The following is a 14,463-nucleotide window of genomic DNA, read 5'->3' as shown; positions in this document are numbered from 1 at the left end:
TCACTCGGTGGCCTGTGCGCGGACAGCACGGCTCACCGTCGGTCGGGGCGGGATTCGAGCGGGAGACGTTGGCGCGGACGCGCGCCGGGAAGCGATTGCGCTTCCGGGGGTGTCGTCAACATAGCCACACCCCCGTCGCGCAAGTCCAGCCCTATCCGGCGCAATCTCTCACGGCAGAAAGGCTGCGAGAAACGGGGCTGGGTGGCGGGCGGGAGGAAAACCGTAAGGCACGATCCGCTGTTGACCAAATAGTTGCCCGGACCGCAGAGCCAGAAGCATCACATCGGCAAGCCGTTGACGCGCCGCCGACAGGGAAGCTACAACACAACACCCCACGTCACAGCCCTGATTGATGCACCGCTCCGCGCCGTTCCCGGTCCCTCAGGAACCATTTCGCGGCGAACCGCGCGAGCGCAACATAGCCGACGATCGCCGGTTACCAAAACCGGCGATTGGACCTTTCAATTGGAGTCATGCCCCCACGCTCATTGGAAGTCGGACCCGCTGGAATACAGGCGGCCCGCAATATTGGAATCCTCCGCACCGAACGAGGCTTGTCACAACGGCAGTTGGCTGGCCGCGTGACCGCCCTTGGCCACCCGATGTCTAACACCATGCTGTCCCGTATCGAACGCGCTCAGCGACGCTGTGATGCCGACGACCTCGTCGTGATCGCCGAAGCGCTCCTCGTCTCGCCTCTCGTGCTGCTGCAGACCGACCGCCACGTGACGAGGCTCGCCCAGCGCCGCTGACAGAGCACGCTCCCACCCAGTGAGGACCCGCCCTTCTTGCACCACTCCGACATACCCCCTGCCCTCGTGCGACGCCTTCCTGGCACCGAGGGCGGAGCTCCATTGCCCCGTCTCTACCGCCCCGAGGAAATCGCCGAAGCCCTCGGCTGTTCCGCCTGGTGGGTCAAGGACCGGGCCCGACGCGGACTCATCCCGCACACCCGCGTCGGCCGCGCCTATCGCTTCACCGCCACACACCTCGCCGAGATCGTGCGCCTCAACGAAGAACGCCCGAGGCGATCCGTCAGCAGCGCGTCGGCCAGTCCGGCAGCAACAAGACAACCCGCTGCACGAACGCGTGCCGCCCAGCCTCCTGGGCCGACTACGGCTCCGACGACAGGGCGTCTGCGGGCCCGACCGCCGCGCCGCACCCAGTACGAGACCGTCGCGTAGCGCGCCCACGCTCAGTCACAAGCCAAGAACAGGGAAGGAAGACGGAAGTTGGGTTTCGCGGAGAAGCGCGGAAACTACTGGCGCGGCCGGTACAAGACCGCGCCCGGGAAGCACCTTACGGTGGTCGACGACACCGGCAAGGCGATCCGGTTCGCCACCAAGGGGGAGGCTCAGCGTGCCGCGAGCGAGGCCGAGAACAAGTACCGGCGCGGCGACTGGCGCGACCCGGCACTCGGCCAGGAGACCTTCGGCGAGTACGCGAACCGCTGGTACGAGGCCCAGGACCTGGCCGCCTCGACCATGCAGAACTACAAGCGCCACATTGAGGAGCACCTGCTCCCCGACTTCGAGGACAAGGCGCTCGCCGGCATCCTGCGCACGGACGTCGACCTGTGGGAGAAGAAGGAGAAGGCCGTCTATGCGGCCTCCAGCGTCAAAACCTGGCGCTCGACGCTCCACCTGATCTTCGAGGACGCGATCGACGAGGGTCTGATCACGTCCAACCCGGCTGCCAGACGACGCGGACGCGGCAAGCGCGCCGGCCGCTCCCGCGACCGCGGCCCGGAGAAGGTCGTCACCGACCCGCTTGGAATCCTGCTCACTGCCGAGCGCGCCGCCGTGCTCTCCGGCCGTGACGACGAGTTTGTGGCCGTCGTCCTCAAGGGGTACACCGGCATGCGCTGGGGCGAAATCGTTGGCCTGGAGACGGAGTTCGCCCGCCCCGGGGCCGTCCGCGTCGAGTGGCAACTGTACGAACTCGACACCGGCGAGCTGGTGCGCTGCCCGCCCAAGGACGACAGTTACCGCACCATCGACGCGATGGACTGGCTGTCGGCCCTGGTCGCCGACCATGTCGCCCGCACGAAGCCGAAGCCCTGCCCGTGCCACGGCAAGACCTACGTCTTCCGGGGCCAGGGCACAGCCCGCACCGGCGGCCACCACGGCGCGAAACTCGTCGACGTCGCCCGCCGAGCCGAAGTCTCCACCGGCACGGTATCCAACGTCCTCAACCACCCCGATCGCGTCACCGAAGCCAAGCGGGTCAGGGTGGAACAGGCCATCACAGACCTGGGGTTCGTGCGCGGCGGCGCCGTATCGCAGCACGCAGCCCACTGGCGCCGAAACGGCTTCGCCACCTGGCTGTTCACCCCGGCGGTCTCCGGCTGGTACCCGAAGAAGGCACCGCAGGAAGCCCGCCCCGTACCGCTCCTCGGTGAGCCGTGGCCCGGCGTCCCAGCCCGAGGGCGTGGCGCCAGCGACCGGGCCGACGCCTGCTGGCTCCCGATCGCCAAGGGCCTCACACCCCATGGCCTCCGCCACACCCACCGAACGGTGATGGAGGATCTCGGTACCGAGAGGGTCCTCATGGACGACCGCATGGGCCACATCGACGGCTCCGTTTCGGCGCGCTATGCCCACGTCACCCCCGGGATGCGCACGCGCCTCATGCTCGGATTGACCGAGCACTGGGAGACGGCACTCGACGCCCGCTTGGCGATGAGCCCCACGTCACCAGTACGCGTACTCGGCGATGTCCTACGTGCACGCAGGGAATCACGTGATCCTGTGGAGTCCTAGCGGTGAATACGGCTGTGCCTCTGGCGGTCACCTCCAGAGGCACAGCCGTCTCTGGCGACGCCTTGTGGAGCAGCGTCAACCTCCTGGAAGTCACCTCGCTCCGGAGGTTATGGCAAACGCCCGGTGAGAGGGCCGGCAGACCTGGCTCAATAGGCACATGGAGATTGGCGAGCACTGGGTGTACCGCGCGAGGCCGAAAGACCTGGGCAGCGAGGTCCGCCAAGTGGAGGTCGTACGCGTTGGCGGCCCCGGCAGGTCTGGCTGGGTCCACGTGCGGTTCCTCGAAGGCGATGCCGCTGGCCTGCAGGAGTGGGTCAGTTCCGGCTCCCTCGTAGCACCGTGGGCGGATGTTGATACGTTCCGCGCGGATGACGTGGCGGAGCTGGCTCTGGCGGAGTCCTCTCGCCACGTCCGGGGCAGCACGGATTTCGAAGCCGCCCGCATGATCCTCGGCTTCGTCCGCCCGAAGAACAGGCTGCGCCTGCGCCGAACGGTGGCCGACGCCGGGGTCCTGGAGCTGAGCCGCCTCGATGAGACGGCACCGCTCATCGGCATGGACGCAGCTGAACTCCGCGGCGACGCCATGGTCTACGAGAACCGCCACGGCATGTGCCTGGCTGGGTGGGCGGTCACCGAGCGGGTCGCCCGCCAGGTCGCCGGCCGCCTCGCCGACGAGATCCTTCCGGAGGTGGACCGCAAGCAACAGGGCATCGAGCAGGAGCGTGCCCAGTCCTCCTGGTACTCCTACAGTCGGCGGGACGACCGGAAGCTGGACGCGGAGGCAGCTGTCCTGCGAACCGTCCGGGCCTGGTGCGGCGAAGACAAGGCCGACCGCTACGATGAGTTGGTAGCCCTGCGAGCCGAGGTCATCCGGCTCGGAGAACTCGTCGAGAAAGCGGTCAAGGCCCTACGCGACCGAGGTCACGGTGTCATCGCCTCCACCATTGAGCGCGACCTTGGCGTCCATATCGCCACCCTTGATCCTGACGTGCGTCGATGACGCCGCGCCATGGGTCCAGCTCCGCCATGGGAGGCGCTGGCTGAGCCGGAGGCTTCTCCTTCTCCGGCCGGTCCGGGTGCCACCCGTCGAGGAACGGCCGCAGTTGCTTCTTCGTCGGCTCCGCGTGGAAGTCACGGGCGGCCAGGCCCTGACCGTTGGTAGTGGGGTCGAGTTGATCGGCCTCCGAGTTTCCCCAAGCCGACCACTCACGCAGCCTCTCAGCTTCGGAGGCATCTTCCGACGCGGCGGCGACTTCATCCAGCGCGGCGCAGAACGCCCGGATCTCACCTGCGGCCCGCCACTGTTCCAGGGCCGTGCCGAAGTGTTCGGCTCGTACGGCGTGAACCGCCTTGACCGAAGCCGCACTTACCGCGGCCTCCCACTCCCGCCGCTCGCGCTCCTCCCGCTCCGCCGCCAGCCGCCGACGCTCGGCCTCCTGCCGCTCCCGCTCCTCTCGCAGACGCCGCTGCTCCGTCTCTCGTTCCAGCCGGGCCCGCTCCTGCTCCTCCGCGCGTGCCTTCAACGCCCGGAAGATGGAGCCGATCTGCTCCTCCAACGGCTTCTTGGCAGTGTCAGCCCAATCCTTCTTCCAGCCGTAGCTGTAGCTGTAACCCGAGTTCTCGCTGACCAGCAGCTCCAGTTCGCCGGACGGCTCGGACTTGTGGGCAGGCGTAACCCGCTGCCAGTCGTACGTGCGTCGGCCCGGCTGCTTGGGGACGTACCGGACCTGCTTCTGCCGCTCACGGAAGCCGACCTCGTACGTCCTGCCGTGGACAGTGAGCAGCGGCCTCGGCTGCCTGCGCTTCTTGGACACTGCGATCTCGCCGTACCGCGCGAGTGCCTGATCGGCCAGGAGCCGGATCAGCGCGAGCACCCTCGGCAGGACCTCTTCGGAGATCTCGAAGGCGCTGTGGTCCTTGGCAACCGCGGCGAGCACGTCCTCGACGTCGGTGATCACACGGCTGCGTGCCAGGCGGATCCGATTCCACTCGGTGTCGTCCTCACCAGTCACCCGGAGCAGACCGAGGAAGAAGTCTCCCTTCGCCCGCCCGCTGTACTTCAGGTGGTACCCGTCCGGAGCGCACTGCCGTGCTGCGTCGAACGCCCTGCGATACCGAGCCCGTTCCTCGGCACTAGGGTCCGGGATCCGAAGGAATCGTCCGGCCTTCTGCACCTGCGCGATGAGCGCCGGCCCGACAGCCGCCGGCGACGGGCGCGGAGGTTGCACGGCACGCTTCGATACGGGCTTCGACTCCGTCGGAGGATCGGCATCCTGCCGAGGGCCAGCGGCAACCGGCGTCTCGGCTTCAGACGCCGCCGCGCGAGGCTTGCGTGGAGCCAGTTCCGGACGGTCGGGATGGTGACCGTGCTCCAGATAGAAGCGACCCGCGTCAGTGATCTCCGCCTGCCACCTCCCCTTCTTCCTGGGCATGGTCACCAAGCCCCGGTCCCTGAGCGCGCGAGCCGTGACGGCGAGCTCGGGGCTGTCAGAAGTGACGGGGTCGGTTCCGCCTCCGATGCGGGTGAGGAGCGCGAGCTGCCGGTCATTTAACGGAGACCAAGGGTGCATAGCGATCGTCGTACCGTCTCAGGTCTGCTTGGCACAAGCCGTGCAGTGACTCACTCGCGGCGCGAGGCGTACATCGCGCTAGGAGGCGGCGGAAGGCCACTGCTCGGGAGCCAACCTGGGAGCCGACTCCCGAAGATCACACCCAGTTGGCTCCCAAATGGCTCCCAAAACAGGGTCGAAACGCAAATCAGGCCCGGTACTGATCTCTCAGTACCGGGCCTGACCTGCTGTTTCGACTGTCGGGGTGGCGGGATTTGAACCCACGACCTCTTCGTCCCGAACGAAGCGCGCTGCCAAGCTGCGCTACACCCCGATGTCGCCCTTGTCGCGGCGACATCGATTACTTTAGCCCACCGCAGGCCGGAGACGAAATCCGGATTACGGTGCCCGAGCCCGCCCGGGCACCGGGCTCCGCAGGCGCTGGTCCCCCCGGGCGCAGGGGCCGGGGGGACCAGGCGCCCGGGGGCCGGGGAGCGTCGGCGGGTCAGGCGCGGGCGGTCAGGGTCAGGAGGGTGGCTTCCGGGGGGCAGGCGAAGCGGGCGGGGGTGTAGCGGTTGGTGCCGCAGCCCGCCGAGACGTGGAGGTACGCGGTGTTCCCCTCGGCCCGGTGGGTGGAGAGGCCCTTGACGCGGTCCGTGTCCAGGTCGCAGTTGGTGATCAGCGCTCCGTAGAAGGGGACGCAGATCTGGCCCCCGTGGGTGTGACCGGCCAGTACCAGCGGGTAACCGTCCGCCGTGAAGGCGTCCAGGGTGCGCAGGTAGGGGGCGTGGACGACGGCGACGGAGAAGTCCGCGTCCGCCTCGGGGCCGCCCGCGACCCGCTCGTACCGGTCCCGCTTGATGTGCGGGTCGTCCAGGCCGGTGAACGCGATCTCGCGGCCGTCCAGCTTCAGCCGGCCACGGGTGTTGCTCAGGCCGACCCAGCCCGCCGCGTCGAAGGCGTCCCGCATCGGTTCCCAGGGGTTGTGGACCGCCCCGACGACCGGCGGATTGCCGTTCAGGCCGTGGCGTCCCTGCACCTTCTCCAGGAGGTAGCGGGCGGGGTTGCGGGGCCTGGGCCCGTAGTAGTCGTTCGAACCGAAGACGTAGACCCCCGGGAACTCCATCAGCGGTCCCAGGGCGTCCAGCACCTCCGGTACACCCTCGGGGTCGGACAGGTTGTCGCCCGTGTTCACGACGAAATCGGGGCGCAGGCCGGCCAGCGACTGGAGCCAGCGCCGCTTCTTGTGCTGACCGCTCACCATGTGGATGTCGGAGACCTGGAGGACCCGCAGATCACGCATCCCCTTCGGAAGCACCGGCACGGAAATCCGGCGTAGCCGGAACGATCGTGCTTCGAAACCGACGGCGTAGGCGAGGCCGGCCGCGCCGACTGCCGAGATTCCCAGAGGTACTGCGTAGCGTGCGCGCATGCGCCCATCGTCGCAGACGCCGTACCGGTGTGAAATCCGTGGGCGGCCACCTCGGCACACCTGCCACACTGACCGCATGACCAGCCTTAAGTCCAAGCTGAAGGAAGACCTCACCGAGGCCATCAGGGCGCGTGACGAGCTGCGCTCCGCCACGCTCCGGCTGACCCTCTCCGCGATCACCAAGGAGGAGGTCGCGGGCACGTCGGCGCGCGAGCTCTCCGACGACGAGGTGCGCCAGGTGATCGCCCGGGAGGCGAAGAAGCGCCGGGAGGCGGCGGAGGCGTTCACGCAGGGTGGCCGCGCCGAGCAGGCCGAGCGGGAGAAGGCGGAGAGCGCCGTTCTCGACGCGTACCTGCCCCAGCAGCTGAGCGACGAGGAACTGGCCGCGATCGTGGCGCAGGCCGTGGCGGAGGCGAAGTCCGCGGGGGCCGAGGGGCCGCGGGCCATGGGTGCCGTGATGAAGATCGTCAGCCCGAAGGTCGCGGGGCTGGCCGAGGGGGGCCGCGTCGCCGCCCTGGTGAAGAAGTCCCTCGCCGCCGGATGATCATGACCCCTGTCCTCGGCTGATACCCCTTCTCGGCTGACACCTCTTCTCGGGTGACGTCGGCCGGCCTGCGGCTTCTGTCCGCGGGCGCTCAGGACTCGTACCCGTACCCGTACGAAAGCGCCCGGCCGGTGACCAAGAAGTGTCACCGGCCGGGCGTCTTCGTTCAGGAATCGCCTTCGTTCAGGCGTCTCCTATGGATGGCCTACGGGAAGTTTCCGCCGCCGTCGTCGGGGCCTCCGGGCCACCCGGGCCAGCCGTTCCCGCCGTTCCTGCCGTTTCCGTTCCCGCCGTTTCCGTTCCCGCCGTTCTGGTTGCCGCCTTCGACGGGCGGCGGCCACGGGCTGCCGTCCTGATTGCCGTCGCCCGGCTTGTCGTCCGGCTTGTCGTTGCCCCGGCCCGGGTCCTGGTTGTTCCCGCCGTCGTCCGGCTTGTCCTGGTCGCCGCCCTTCGGCCCGTCCGGGATGTTGACCGTCGTGAAGCTGGGCGCCTCCTTGCCGTCCAGCGCGCCCGTGACCGCGTCCTTCCAGATCGGTCCCGGCACCGCGCCACCGAAGACCAGGTCGTGGTAGACGCCGCCGATGGTGATGTCCGTCATCTCCACCTGCTGCGACGGGCTGCCGACCCACACCGCGCCGGACATGTTCGGGGTGTAGCCCACGAACCACGCGTTCTTGCGGCCGTCGGTCGTACCCGTCTTGCCCGCGTTGTCCCGGCTCGTCAGGCCGGCCGTCTTACCGGTACCCGAGTCCGTCACGCCCATCAGCAGGGTGTTGATCGTGTTCGCCGTGTTCTCCGACATGGCCCGGCTGCAGCTCGTCTTCGGCACCTTCAGGCTCTCGCCCGTCGCCGTCTTGATCGAGGAGAGGGCGATCGGCGTGCAGTAGGTGCCCTGGTTCGCGAAGGCCGCGTACGCGCTGGCCATCCGCAGCGGCGAGATGCCCTGCGAGCCCAGCGTCAGAGCCGACGGCGACTCGGGAAGCTTCTTCCCGTCACCCTGGACCACGCCGAGCTTCGCGATCGACTCCGTCACCGGGCACATGCCGATCTGCCCGATCATCTGCACGAAGTAGGTGTTGACCGAAAGGGCCATCGCCTCCTTCAGGTCGTACGGACCGACCTCGGACTCGTTCTCGTTCTCCGCCGTGTCGTTGTCCGTGTTGACCCACGGCCTGCCGCTGCACGTCTGGATCGAGGCCGGGTACGGCATCTTGTACGGCGACGGGTACGACTGCGTCGCCGGTACGCCACGCTCGATGGCCGCCGTGGCCAGGAACGGCTTGAAGGTGGATCCCGTCGGGAAGCCGAAGTTCGAGCCGCCCATGTCGTGGTCGACCGACAGGTTGATCTCGGTCTCGTTCTTGCCGTAGCCGTACGGCCTGGACTGGCCCATCCCCAGGATCTTGCCGCTGCCGGGCTCGACCAGGGTCACCGCCGTGGCGACCGAGTCGCTCTGGTTCACATGGTTCTTGATCGACTGCTGGACCGACTCCTGCGCCTGCGGGTCCATGGTCGTACGGATCGTCAGGCCGCCCTGGTTCCAGAGCTTCGCCCGCTCCTCCCGGGTCTTGCCGAAGACCGGGTCGGTGAGGAACACCTTCCGCACGTAGTCGCAGAAGAAACCGGCCCCGCTGACCGCGGTGATGCAGCCGCTCTTCGGGCGGGTCACCTTGAGCTTGATCGGGGTGGCCTTGGCCCGGTCGGCCTCCGCCTGCGAGATGTCGCCGACGGCGGCCATCCGCTGGAGGACGGTGTTGCGCCGCTTGGCGGCCTCCTGCTCGTCGTTCACCGGGTCGTAGCGGCTCGGCGACTGGACCAGGCCGGCCAGCATCGCCGACTCCTCCAGGCTCAGGTCCTTGGCCGGCTTGGAGAAGTAGCGCTGGGCCGCGGCCTCGATGCCGTACGCCTGCTGGCCGAAGAACGTGATGTTCAGGTAGTTCTCGAGGATCTTCTTCTTGCCCAGCTCCTCCTCGACCTGAATCGCGTACTTCAGCTCCTGGATCTTCCGGCCCAGGGTCTGCTGGGTGGCCTGCGCGACCTTGGTGGGGTCGTCCCCGGCCTCCTCCACGAACACGTTCTTCACATACTGCTGGGTCAGGGTCGAGGCGCCCTGCGCGACGCCGCCCGACTGCGCGTTGCGGTTGACCGCGCGCAGCACGCCCTTGAGGTCGATCGCCCCGTGCTCGTAGAAGCGCGAATCCTCGATCGCGACGATCGCCTTCTGCATGTACGGGGAGATGTCCTCGATCGGGACGACGGTCCGGTCACGGGAGTAGACCGTGGCGATACGGCCGCCCTCGGAGTCCAGGATGGTGGTGCGCTGGCTCAGGGGCGGGGTCTTGAGGTTGGCGGGGATCTCGTCGAAGCCTTCGACCGTCCCCTTGGCGGCGAGCCCCAGTGCTCCGAAGCCGGGCAGGGCGATTCCGGCGAGCACGGCTCCCGCGAGCACGCTGACACCGAGGAACTTGGCGGCCTGCTGGGTCCCGGACAGACCCCCGCCCGAACGCGTCTTTGGCATGGACGAAGCCTACGTTCTCAATCGCCGGACAGGCGTCAATGCTCTGGCCTAAGCTGCCCCCAACTGTCACAGCAGTGCGGTCGTGTATCAAGCATCTGCAAGCTTTCACCGGTTCTCACCAGCCGTCATCACAGATCTATGACATCTCTGGTGAACAATTCCGATGAGCCTGAACTGCGGGACATTGCTGCCCGAGTCCTCCCCGCGTGTCATGGAACATTCCCTTTTGGGGTAACCGAAATCTCCGGCTCTGTCGGGTTGGCGAGTTATGCCCCTGGGTCACTCCCCTGGGTGATCTGCCGCGTACCCATAGTCCGTTCGGGCCATTCAAGATTGGGCCCGACGGGGGTGTTGCGCTGTGCCCACCTTCCGTAACGTCCTCAACTGGCAACGGTGAATATGCCGGTGCCGCCGTGGGGGAGCCTCAATTCGGGAGAGGACGGCGCCAGCATGGGCTGGGTAACCGACTGGAGTGCGCAGGCTGCCTGCCGCACTACCGATCCGGACGAACTGTTCGTTCAAGGTGCGGCGCAGAACAGGGCCAAGGCGGTGTGCACCGGATGCCCGGTGCGGACCGAGTGCCTGGCCGACGCGCTCGACAACCGCGTCGAGTTCGGTGTCTGGGGCGGAATGACGGAGCGCGAGCGCCGGGCGCTGCTGCGCAGGCGGCCGACCGTCACCTCGTGGCGACGGCTGCTCGAGACCGCTCGTACGGAGTACGAGCGCAGCGCGGGTCTGCTGCCGGTGGGCTTGGAGGATGACGAGACGTACGAGACCTACGCGGCGGTGGGGTAGGCCGGCCGCCGCCGACAAGGACCGCGGCCAAGCCCCGGGCAGCCGGCTGATCCGTACGAGCGACCTGCTTGCGCGGGTGACCTGTTCGTACGGCCGGCTGGTGCGGCGGGCGGCGAGCGTCGGCGGGCTGCGGTGCGGCCCGCGTGGTCCGTTCCGTACGTGCGGGCCGTGGTGTGTACGGACGGTCGCGCTGTACGGGCCAGGCGCGTGCGGGCCAGGCGCGTGCGGGCCATGCGTGTACGGGCTGTCCCGCGTAAGCCGCGCGAGCGACGGACGCTGGACGCCGAGTGCCTGTGCCCTGCACAGGGCGGGTGTCCGCCGGGTGCTTGAACAGCGGTGTGGTCGGTCTGCCCAGGGCGGGCGGCAGTGCTCGGTTCGGTGCGCCTCGATCCCCAAGGCGCGTCGGGCCATGTGCGCGGTGCCGTCCGCCGCGGGCACCGAGCGGGACAGTCGTGCGCCTTCCGCGCCGTCCGCAATCGGAGTCTTGCGCGTGCTCGTACGCAACGTGTGTGGTCGTACGCAACGCACGCGGTACGTCACGGCCGTCGCGGCTCGATCAGCCGCACCGGCCACTGGTCACCGGCGACTGCCGTGGCTCAGGTCGCAGCCCGACCGGCCGCGAGACGGTCGCCGATCGCCCTCAGCCCGGCGAGGTCATGAACGTCGCCGGGCAGGGCGCCCACCTCGGCCACGGGCACCTCGGGATGCAGAGCGGTGAAACGATCGCGCGTGCGCTCCTCGCGCGCGAGTACCTGCATGCGCTCGGCGTGCAGCCGCAGCAGACCCGCAGTCAGCTGTTCCACCGTGGTGGCGGAGGCAGCGGACGTCGGCGCGGACATGGACGCGGGCGCGCGCGTAGAACCCGTCGCAGACGGATCGGACGGCTCCGGTGGATCTGTTGACTCGGACGACTCGGACGGCTGGGAGGGCTCGGACGACGTGGTGGCTCCGGCGGATGCGGGGGCTTGGGGGGCCTCATGCGCCTCGAACGCTGCGGGGGAGGAGCTGTCCGGGGCATCGGCGCCACGATCAACAGCTTTCCCGCCTCGTTGATCCACAATGCGCCCCTCTTCAAGATTTTCTGCCGCGGCGCGCGCCCGCTCGGCCGACAGGCGCGCGGCGCCGCTGCCATGGACGCGGTTGAGCACCAGACCGGCCAGGGGCATCCCCTCGGCGGCCAGCCGTTCCACGAAGTACGCGGCCTCCCGCAGTGCGTCCCGCTCCGGCGCCGCGACCACCAGGAACGCCGTACCCGGCGCCTGGAGCAGCCGGTACGTGGCGTCCGCGCGTGTGCGAAACCCGCCGAACATCGTGTCCATCGCCGCCACGAACGTCTGGACGTCCCGTAGGAACTGACCGCCCAGCAGCTTGCCGAGCGTCCCGGTCATCATCGACATGCCGACGTTCAGGAACTTCATCCCGGCCCGGCCGCCCACCTTCGCCGGAGCCATCAGCACCCTGATGAACTTCCCGTCGAGGAAGGAACCGAGCCGCTTCGGCGCGTCCAGGAAGTCCAGCGCGGAGCGCGACGGGGGAGTGTCGACGACGATCAGGTCCCAGCCGTCGCGGGCCCGCAGCTGCCCGAGCTTCTCCATCGCCATGTACTCCTGCGTACCGGCGAAACCGGCCGACAAGGACTGGTAGAAGGGGTTCTCCAGGATGGCGCGGGCCCGGTCCTTGTCCGCGTGGGCCTCGACGATCTCGTCGAAGGTCCGCTTCATGTCGAGCATCATGGCGTGCAGTTCGCCGCTGCCCTCGACGCCCTTGACCTGGCGCGGTGTGTTGTCGAGCGAGTCGATCCCCATGGACTGGGCCAGTCGGCGGGCGGGGTCGATGGTCAGGACGACCACTTTCCGGCCACGCTCCGCCGCCCGCAGTCCGAGGGCCGCCGCGGTCGTCGTCTTGCCGACGCCGCCCGAACCGCAGCACACGATGATGCGTGTCTCCGGGTCGTCCAGCAGCGGATCGACGTCGAGCGGGGCGACGGCCGCGTCCAGGGTCATGCGAAGGCCTCTCCAAGTTGCCGTAGGTCCCCCGCCAGCCGGTAGAGCCCGGCGAGGTCCATTCCCTCGCCGATCAGGGGGAGTTCGTACGTGGGCAGCCCCAGCTTGGTCAGGACCGCTCGCTGCTCGCGCTCCAGCTCGACGCGCTGGGCGTGCTCCGCGGCCTGTTCGAGGAGGGGGCCGACGAGCTTGGTGGGCGCGGCCACCCCGGTCGACGCGAGCGCCTTGGCGACCTCCTTGCGGTGGTCCCCGGCCGCCGCGCGGACGGCGGCCTCGTCGAGGAGGTGGGGCCGCACCATGTTCACGATCACATTGCCGATACGGAGCCCGGCCGCCTTCAGCTCGGCGATGCCGTCCGCGGTCTCCTGGACCGGCATCTCCTCCAGCAGCGTCACCAGATGGACGGCCGTTTCCGGCGACTTCAGGACCCGCATGACGGCCTGCGCCTGATTGTGTATCGGCCCTATCCTGGCCAGCCCCGCGACCTCGTCGTTCACGTTCAGGAAACGGGTGATACGGCCGGTGGGCGGCGCGTCCATCACGACGTAGTCGTAGACGAACCGTCCCTGCTTGTCGCGCCTGCGCACCGCTTCGCACGCCTTGCCCGTCAGCAGGACGTCCCGTACGCCCGGCGCGATCGTCGTCGCGAAGTCGATCGCGCCTATCTTCTTGAGCGCGCGGCCCGCGCTGCCGAGCTTGTAGAACATCTGGAGGTAGTCGAGAAGCGCGCGCTCGGCGTCTATGGCGAGTGCGTGGACCTCGCCGCCGCCCGAAGCGACGGCGATCTTCCGTTCCTCATAGGGAAGCGCCTCCGTCTCGAAAAGTTGTGCGATGCCCTGTCGGCCCTCGACTTCCACGAGGAGGGTGCGCTTGCCCTCGGTCGCGAGGGCGAGCGCGAGGGCGGCGGCGACCGTCGTCTTACCGGTACCGCCCTTGCCGCTGACGACCTGGAGCCTGCTCACGTATGCGAGCCTAACCAGTAAGGCCGTGGGCTACGCATGAGGAGGCCGGCGGAGCGCGAGCGAGGAGGCCGGCGGACCGCGGGGGAGGCCGGCGGACCGCGAGAGGAGGAGGCCCGCGGCTCGGGCGGCTCCGGACACGGGGAGATCGGCGGGCTCGGCACGGGGCTGTCGGACGGTGCGGCTACAGTCGGCTGCATGACCAAGTGGGAATACGCGACCGTGCCCCTTCTCGTGCACGCGACCAAGCAGATTCTGGACACCTGGGGCGAGGACGGCTGGGAGCTCGTCCAGGTCGTCCCCGGGCCGAACAACCCCGAGCAGCTCGTGGCGTACCTGAAGCGGGAGAAGTCCGCGTGAGTGCGGCCTCCGGGGCCGTGGGCGCCCCGGGAGCCGTCGAGACCGCCCTCGCCGGGCTGGGGCTGACGCTGCCCGAGGTCGTCCCGCCGCTGGCCGCCTACCAGCCGGCCGTCAGGACCGGCGCGTACGTCTACACGGCCGGGCAGCTCCCGATGGTGGACGGCGAACTGCCGGCCACCGGCAAGGTCGGCGCGGAGGTCACCCCGGAGGAGGCGAGGAAACTCGCCGAGATCTGTGCGCTGAACGCACTGGCCGCGGTGAAGTCCGTCATCGGCGACCTCGACCGCGTCGCGCGAATCGTCAAGGTGGTGGGTTTCGTGGCCTCCGCCCCGGACTTCACCGGCCAGCCAGGGGTCCTGAACGGCGCGAGTGAACTGCTCGGGCGGGCTTTCGGCGACAAGGGCGTGCACGCGCGCAGCGCCGTGGGCGTGGCCGTGCTGCCGCTGGACGCGCCGGTCGAGGTCGAGCTCCAGGTCGAGCTGACGGACGACTGAGACCGACGGGCCGACGGGGCTGTCGGCCCCGACGGCCCCGACAGCCC

The 14,463-nt window shown here is 68.9% G+C and carries 13 protein-coding genes and 1 tRNA gene; 8 read left to right on the top strand and 6 right to left on the bottom strand.

Annotated elements, in window-relative coordinates; all coding sequences use genetic code 11:
• The first annotated feature begins 473 nt into the window (after window positions 1–473).
• From ACU6P3_RS15245 to ACU6P3_RS15230, 4 genes are all read left to right on the top strand, one after another.
• Window positions 474–752, top strand: coding sequence for a helix-turn-helix domain-containing protein (locus ACU6P3_RS15245; protein WP_447197575.1), 279 nt, complete (start codon window positions 474–476; stop codon window positions 750–752).
• 66 nt (window positions 753–818) lie between these two features.
• The gene (locus ACU6P3_RS15240; RefSeq protein ID WP_447197574.1) at window positions 819–1,184 is read left to right on the top strand and encodes a helix-turn-helix domain-containing protein; all 366 of its coding nucleotides are present in this window, start codon (window positions 819–821) and stop codon (window positions 1,182–1,184) included.
• A 48-nt stretch (window positions 1,185–1,232) separates the two neighbouring features.
• Complete coding sequence (locus ACU6P3_RS15235; RefSeq protein ID WP_447197573.1) at window positions 1,233–2,762, top strand: LacI family DNA-binding transcriptional regulator; 1,530 nt, start codon at window positions 1,233–1,235, stop codon at window positions 2,760–2,762.
• Between the two features lie 157 nt (window positions 2,763–2,919).
• Entirely contained in the window at window positions 2,920–3,762 is an 843-nt protein-coding gene (locus ACU6P3_RS15230; RefSeq protein WP_447197572.1) for a PE-PGRS family protein, read from the top strand.
• On the opposite strand, the gene ACU6P3_RS15225 is transcribed toward ACU6P3_RS15230, so the two are convergent.
• The 3 genes from ACU6P3_RS15225 to ACU6P3_RS15215 all read right to left on the bottom strand — a co-directional run bounded on the left by ACU6P3_RS15225 (window position 3,692) and on the right by ACU6P3_RS15215 (window position 6,743).
• The gene (locus tag ACU6P3_RS15225) at window positions 3,692–5,332 is read right to left on the bottom strand and encodes a PE-PGRS family protein (RefSeq protein ID WP_447197571.1); all 1,641 of its coding nucleotides are present in this window, start codon (window positions 5,330–5,332) and stop codon (window positions 3,692–3,694) included. The two genes, ACU6P3_RS15230 and ACU6P3_RS15225, sit on opposite strands and share 71 nt — an antisense overlap.
• 239 nt (window positions 5,333–5,571) lie before the next feature.
• A tRNA-Pro gene (locus tag ACU6P3_RS15220) sits at window positions 5,572–5,645 on the bottom strand.
• Window positions 5,646–5,816: 171 nt separating this feature from the next.
• A complete protein-coding gene (locus ACU6P3_RS15215; RefSeq protein ID WP_447197570.1) occupies window positions 5,817–6,743 on the bottom strand; it encodes a metallophosphoesterase in 927 nt (308 codons plus the stop codon).
• Window positions 6,744–6,819: 76 nt separating this feature from the next.
• Between ACU6P3_RS15215 and ACU6P3_RS15210 the strand changes: the two genes are divergently transcribed.
• The gene (locus ACU6P3_RS15210; RefSeq protein WP_030751179.1) at window positions 6,820–7,287 is read left to right on the top strand and encodes a GatB/YqeY domain-containing protein; all 468 of its coding nucleotides are present in this window, start codon (window positions 6,820–6,822) and stop codon (window positions 7,285–7,287) included.
• A gap of 205 nt (window positions 7,288–7,492) precedes the next feature.
• On the opposite strand, the gene ACU6P3_RS15205 is transcribed toward ACU6P3_RS15210, so the two are convergent.
• Window positions 7,493–9,805, bottom strand: coding sequence for a transglycosylase domain-containing protein (locus ACU6P3_RS15205; protein ID WP_447197569.1), 2,313 nt, complete (start codon window positions 9,803–9,805; stop codon window positions 7,493–7,495).
• A 450-nt stretch (window positions 9,806–10,255) separates the two neighbouring features.
• Between ACU6P3_RS15205 and ACU6P3_RS15200 the strand changes: the two genes are divergently transcribed.
• On the top strand, window positions 10,256–10,600 hold the full coding sequence (locus ACU6P3_RS15200; RefSeq protein ID WP_030353248.1) for a WhiB family transcriptional regulator: 345 nt from the start codon (window positions 10,256–10,258) through the stop codon (window positions 10,598–10,600).
• A 596-nt stretch (window positions 10,601–11,196) separates the two neighbouring features.
• Here ACU6P3_RS15200 and bagB read toward each other — a convergent pair.
• On the bottom strand, window positions 11,197–12,603 hold the full coding sequence (gene bagB / locus ACU6P3_RS15195; protein ID WP_447197568.1) for an ATPase BagB: 1,407 nt from the start codon (window positions 12,601–12,603) through the stop codon (window positions 11,197–11,199).
• Entirely contained in the window at window positions 12,600–13,565 is a 966-nt protein-coding gene (gene bagA, locus ACU6P3_RS15190) for an ATPase BagA (protein ID WP_447197567.1), read from the bottom strand. The genes bagB and bagA overlap by 4 nt, the downstream gene beginning before the upstream one ends.
• Before the next feature lie 195 nt (window positions 13,566–13,760).
• Here bagA and sp36 point away from each other — a divergent pair, with 195 nt between their 5' ends.
• Together sp36 and ACU6P3_RS15180 are read left to right on the top strand one after the other, a co-directional pair.
• Entirely contained in the window at window positions 13,761–13,922 is a 162-nt protein-coding gene (gene sp36, locus ACU6P3_RS15185) for a Sp36 family protein (RefSeq protein WP_075033571.1), read from the top strand.
• On the top strand, window positions 13,919–14,416 hold the full coding sequence (locus ACU6P3_RS15180) for a RidA family protein (protein ID WP_344269959.1): 498 nt from the start codon (window positions 13,919–13,921) through the stop codon (window positions 14,414–14,416). Before sp36 ends, ACU6P3_RS15180 begins: the two co-directional genes overlap by 4 nt.
• Window positions 14,417–14,463 lie beyond the last annotated feature (47 nt).

Source organism: Streptomyces hebeiensis, assembly GCF_052983195.1.
Note: the sequence above shows the minus strand (reverse complement) of the source record. Positions and strands in the feature narration are given on the sequence as shown.

Bases quoted from the DNA above. Each gene is read 5' to 3' on its own strand.
- ACU6P3_RS15245 (WP_447197575.1), top strand. From the start codon at position 474: ATGCCCCCACGCTCATTGGAAGTCGGACCCGCTGGAATACAGGCGGCC.
- ACU6P3_RS15230 (WP_447197572.1), top strand. From the start codon at position 2,920: ATGGAGATTGGCGAGCACTGGGTGTACCGCGCGAGGCCGAAAGACCTG.
- ACU6P3_RS15225 (WP_447197571.1), bottom strand. From the start codon at position 5,332: ATGCACCCTTGGTCTCCGTTAAATGACCGGCAGCTCGCGCTCCTCACC.
- ACU6P3_RS15215 (WP_447197570.1), bottom strand. From the start codon at position 6,743: ATGCGCGCACGCTACGCAGTACCTCTGGGAATCTCGGCAGTCGGCGCG.
- ACU6P3_RS15210 (WP_030751179.1), top strand. From the start codon at position 6,820: ATGACCAGCCTTAAGTCCAAGCTGAAGGAAGACCTCACCGAGGCCATC.
- ACU6P3_RS15205 (WP_447197569.1), bottom strand. From the start codon at position 9,805: ATGCCAAAGACGCGTTCGGGCGGGGGTCTGTCCGGGACCCAGCAGGCC.
- ACU6P3_RS15200 (WP_030353248.1), top strand. From the start codon at position 10,256: ATGGGCTGGGTAACCGACTGGAGTGCGCAGGCTGCCTGCCGCACTACC.
- bagB (WP_447197568.1), bottom strand. From the start codon at position 12,603: ATGACCCTGGACGCGGCCGTCGCCCCGCTCGACGTCGATCCGCTGCTG.
- sp36 (WP_075033571.1), top strand. From the start codon at position 13,761: ATGACCAAGTGGGAATACGCGACCGTGCCCCTTCTCGTGCACGCGACC.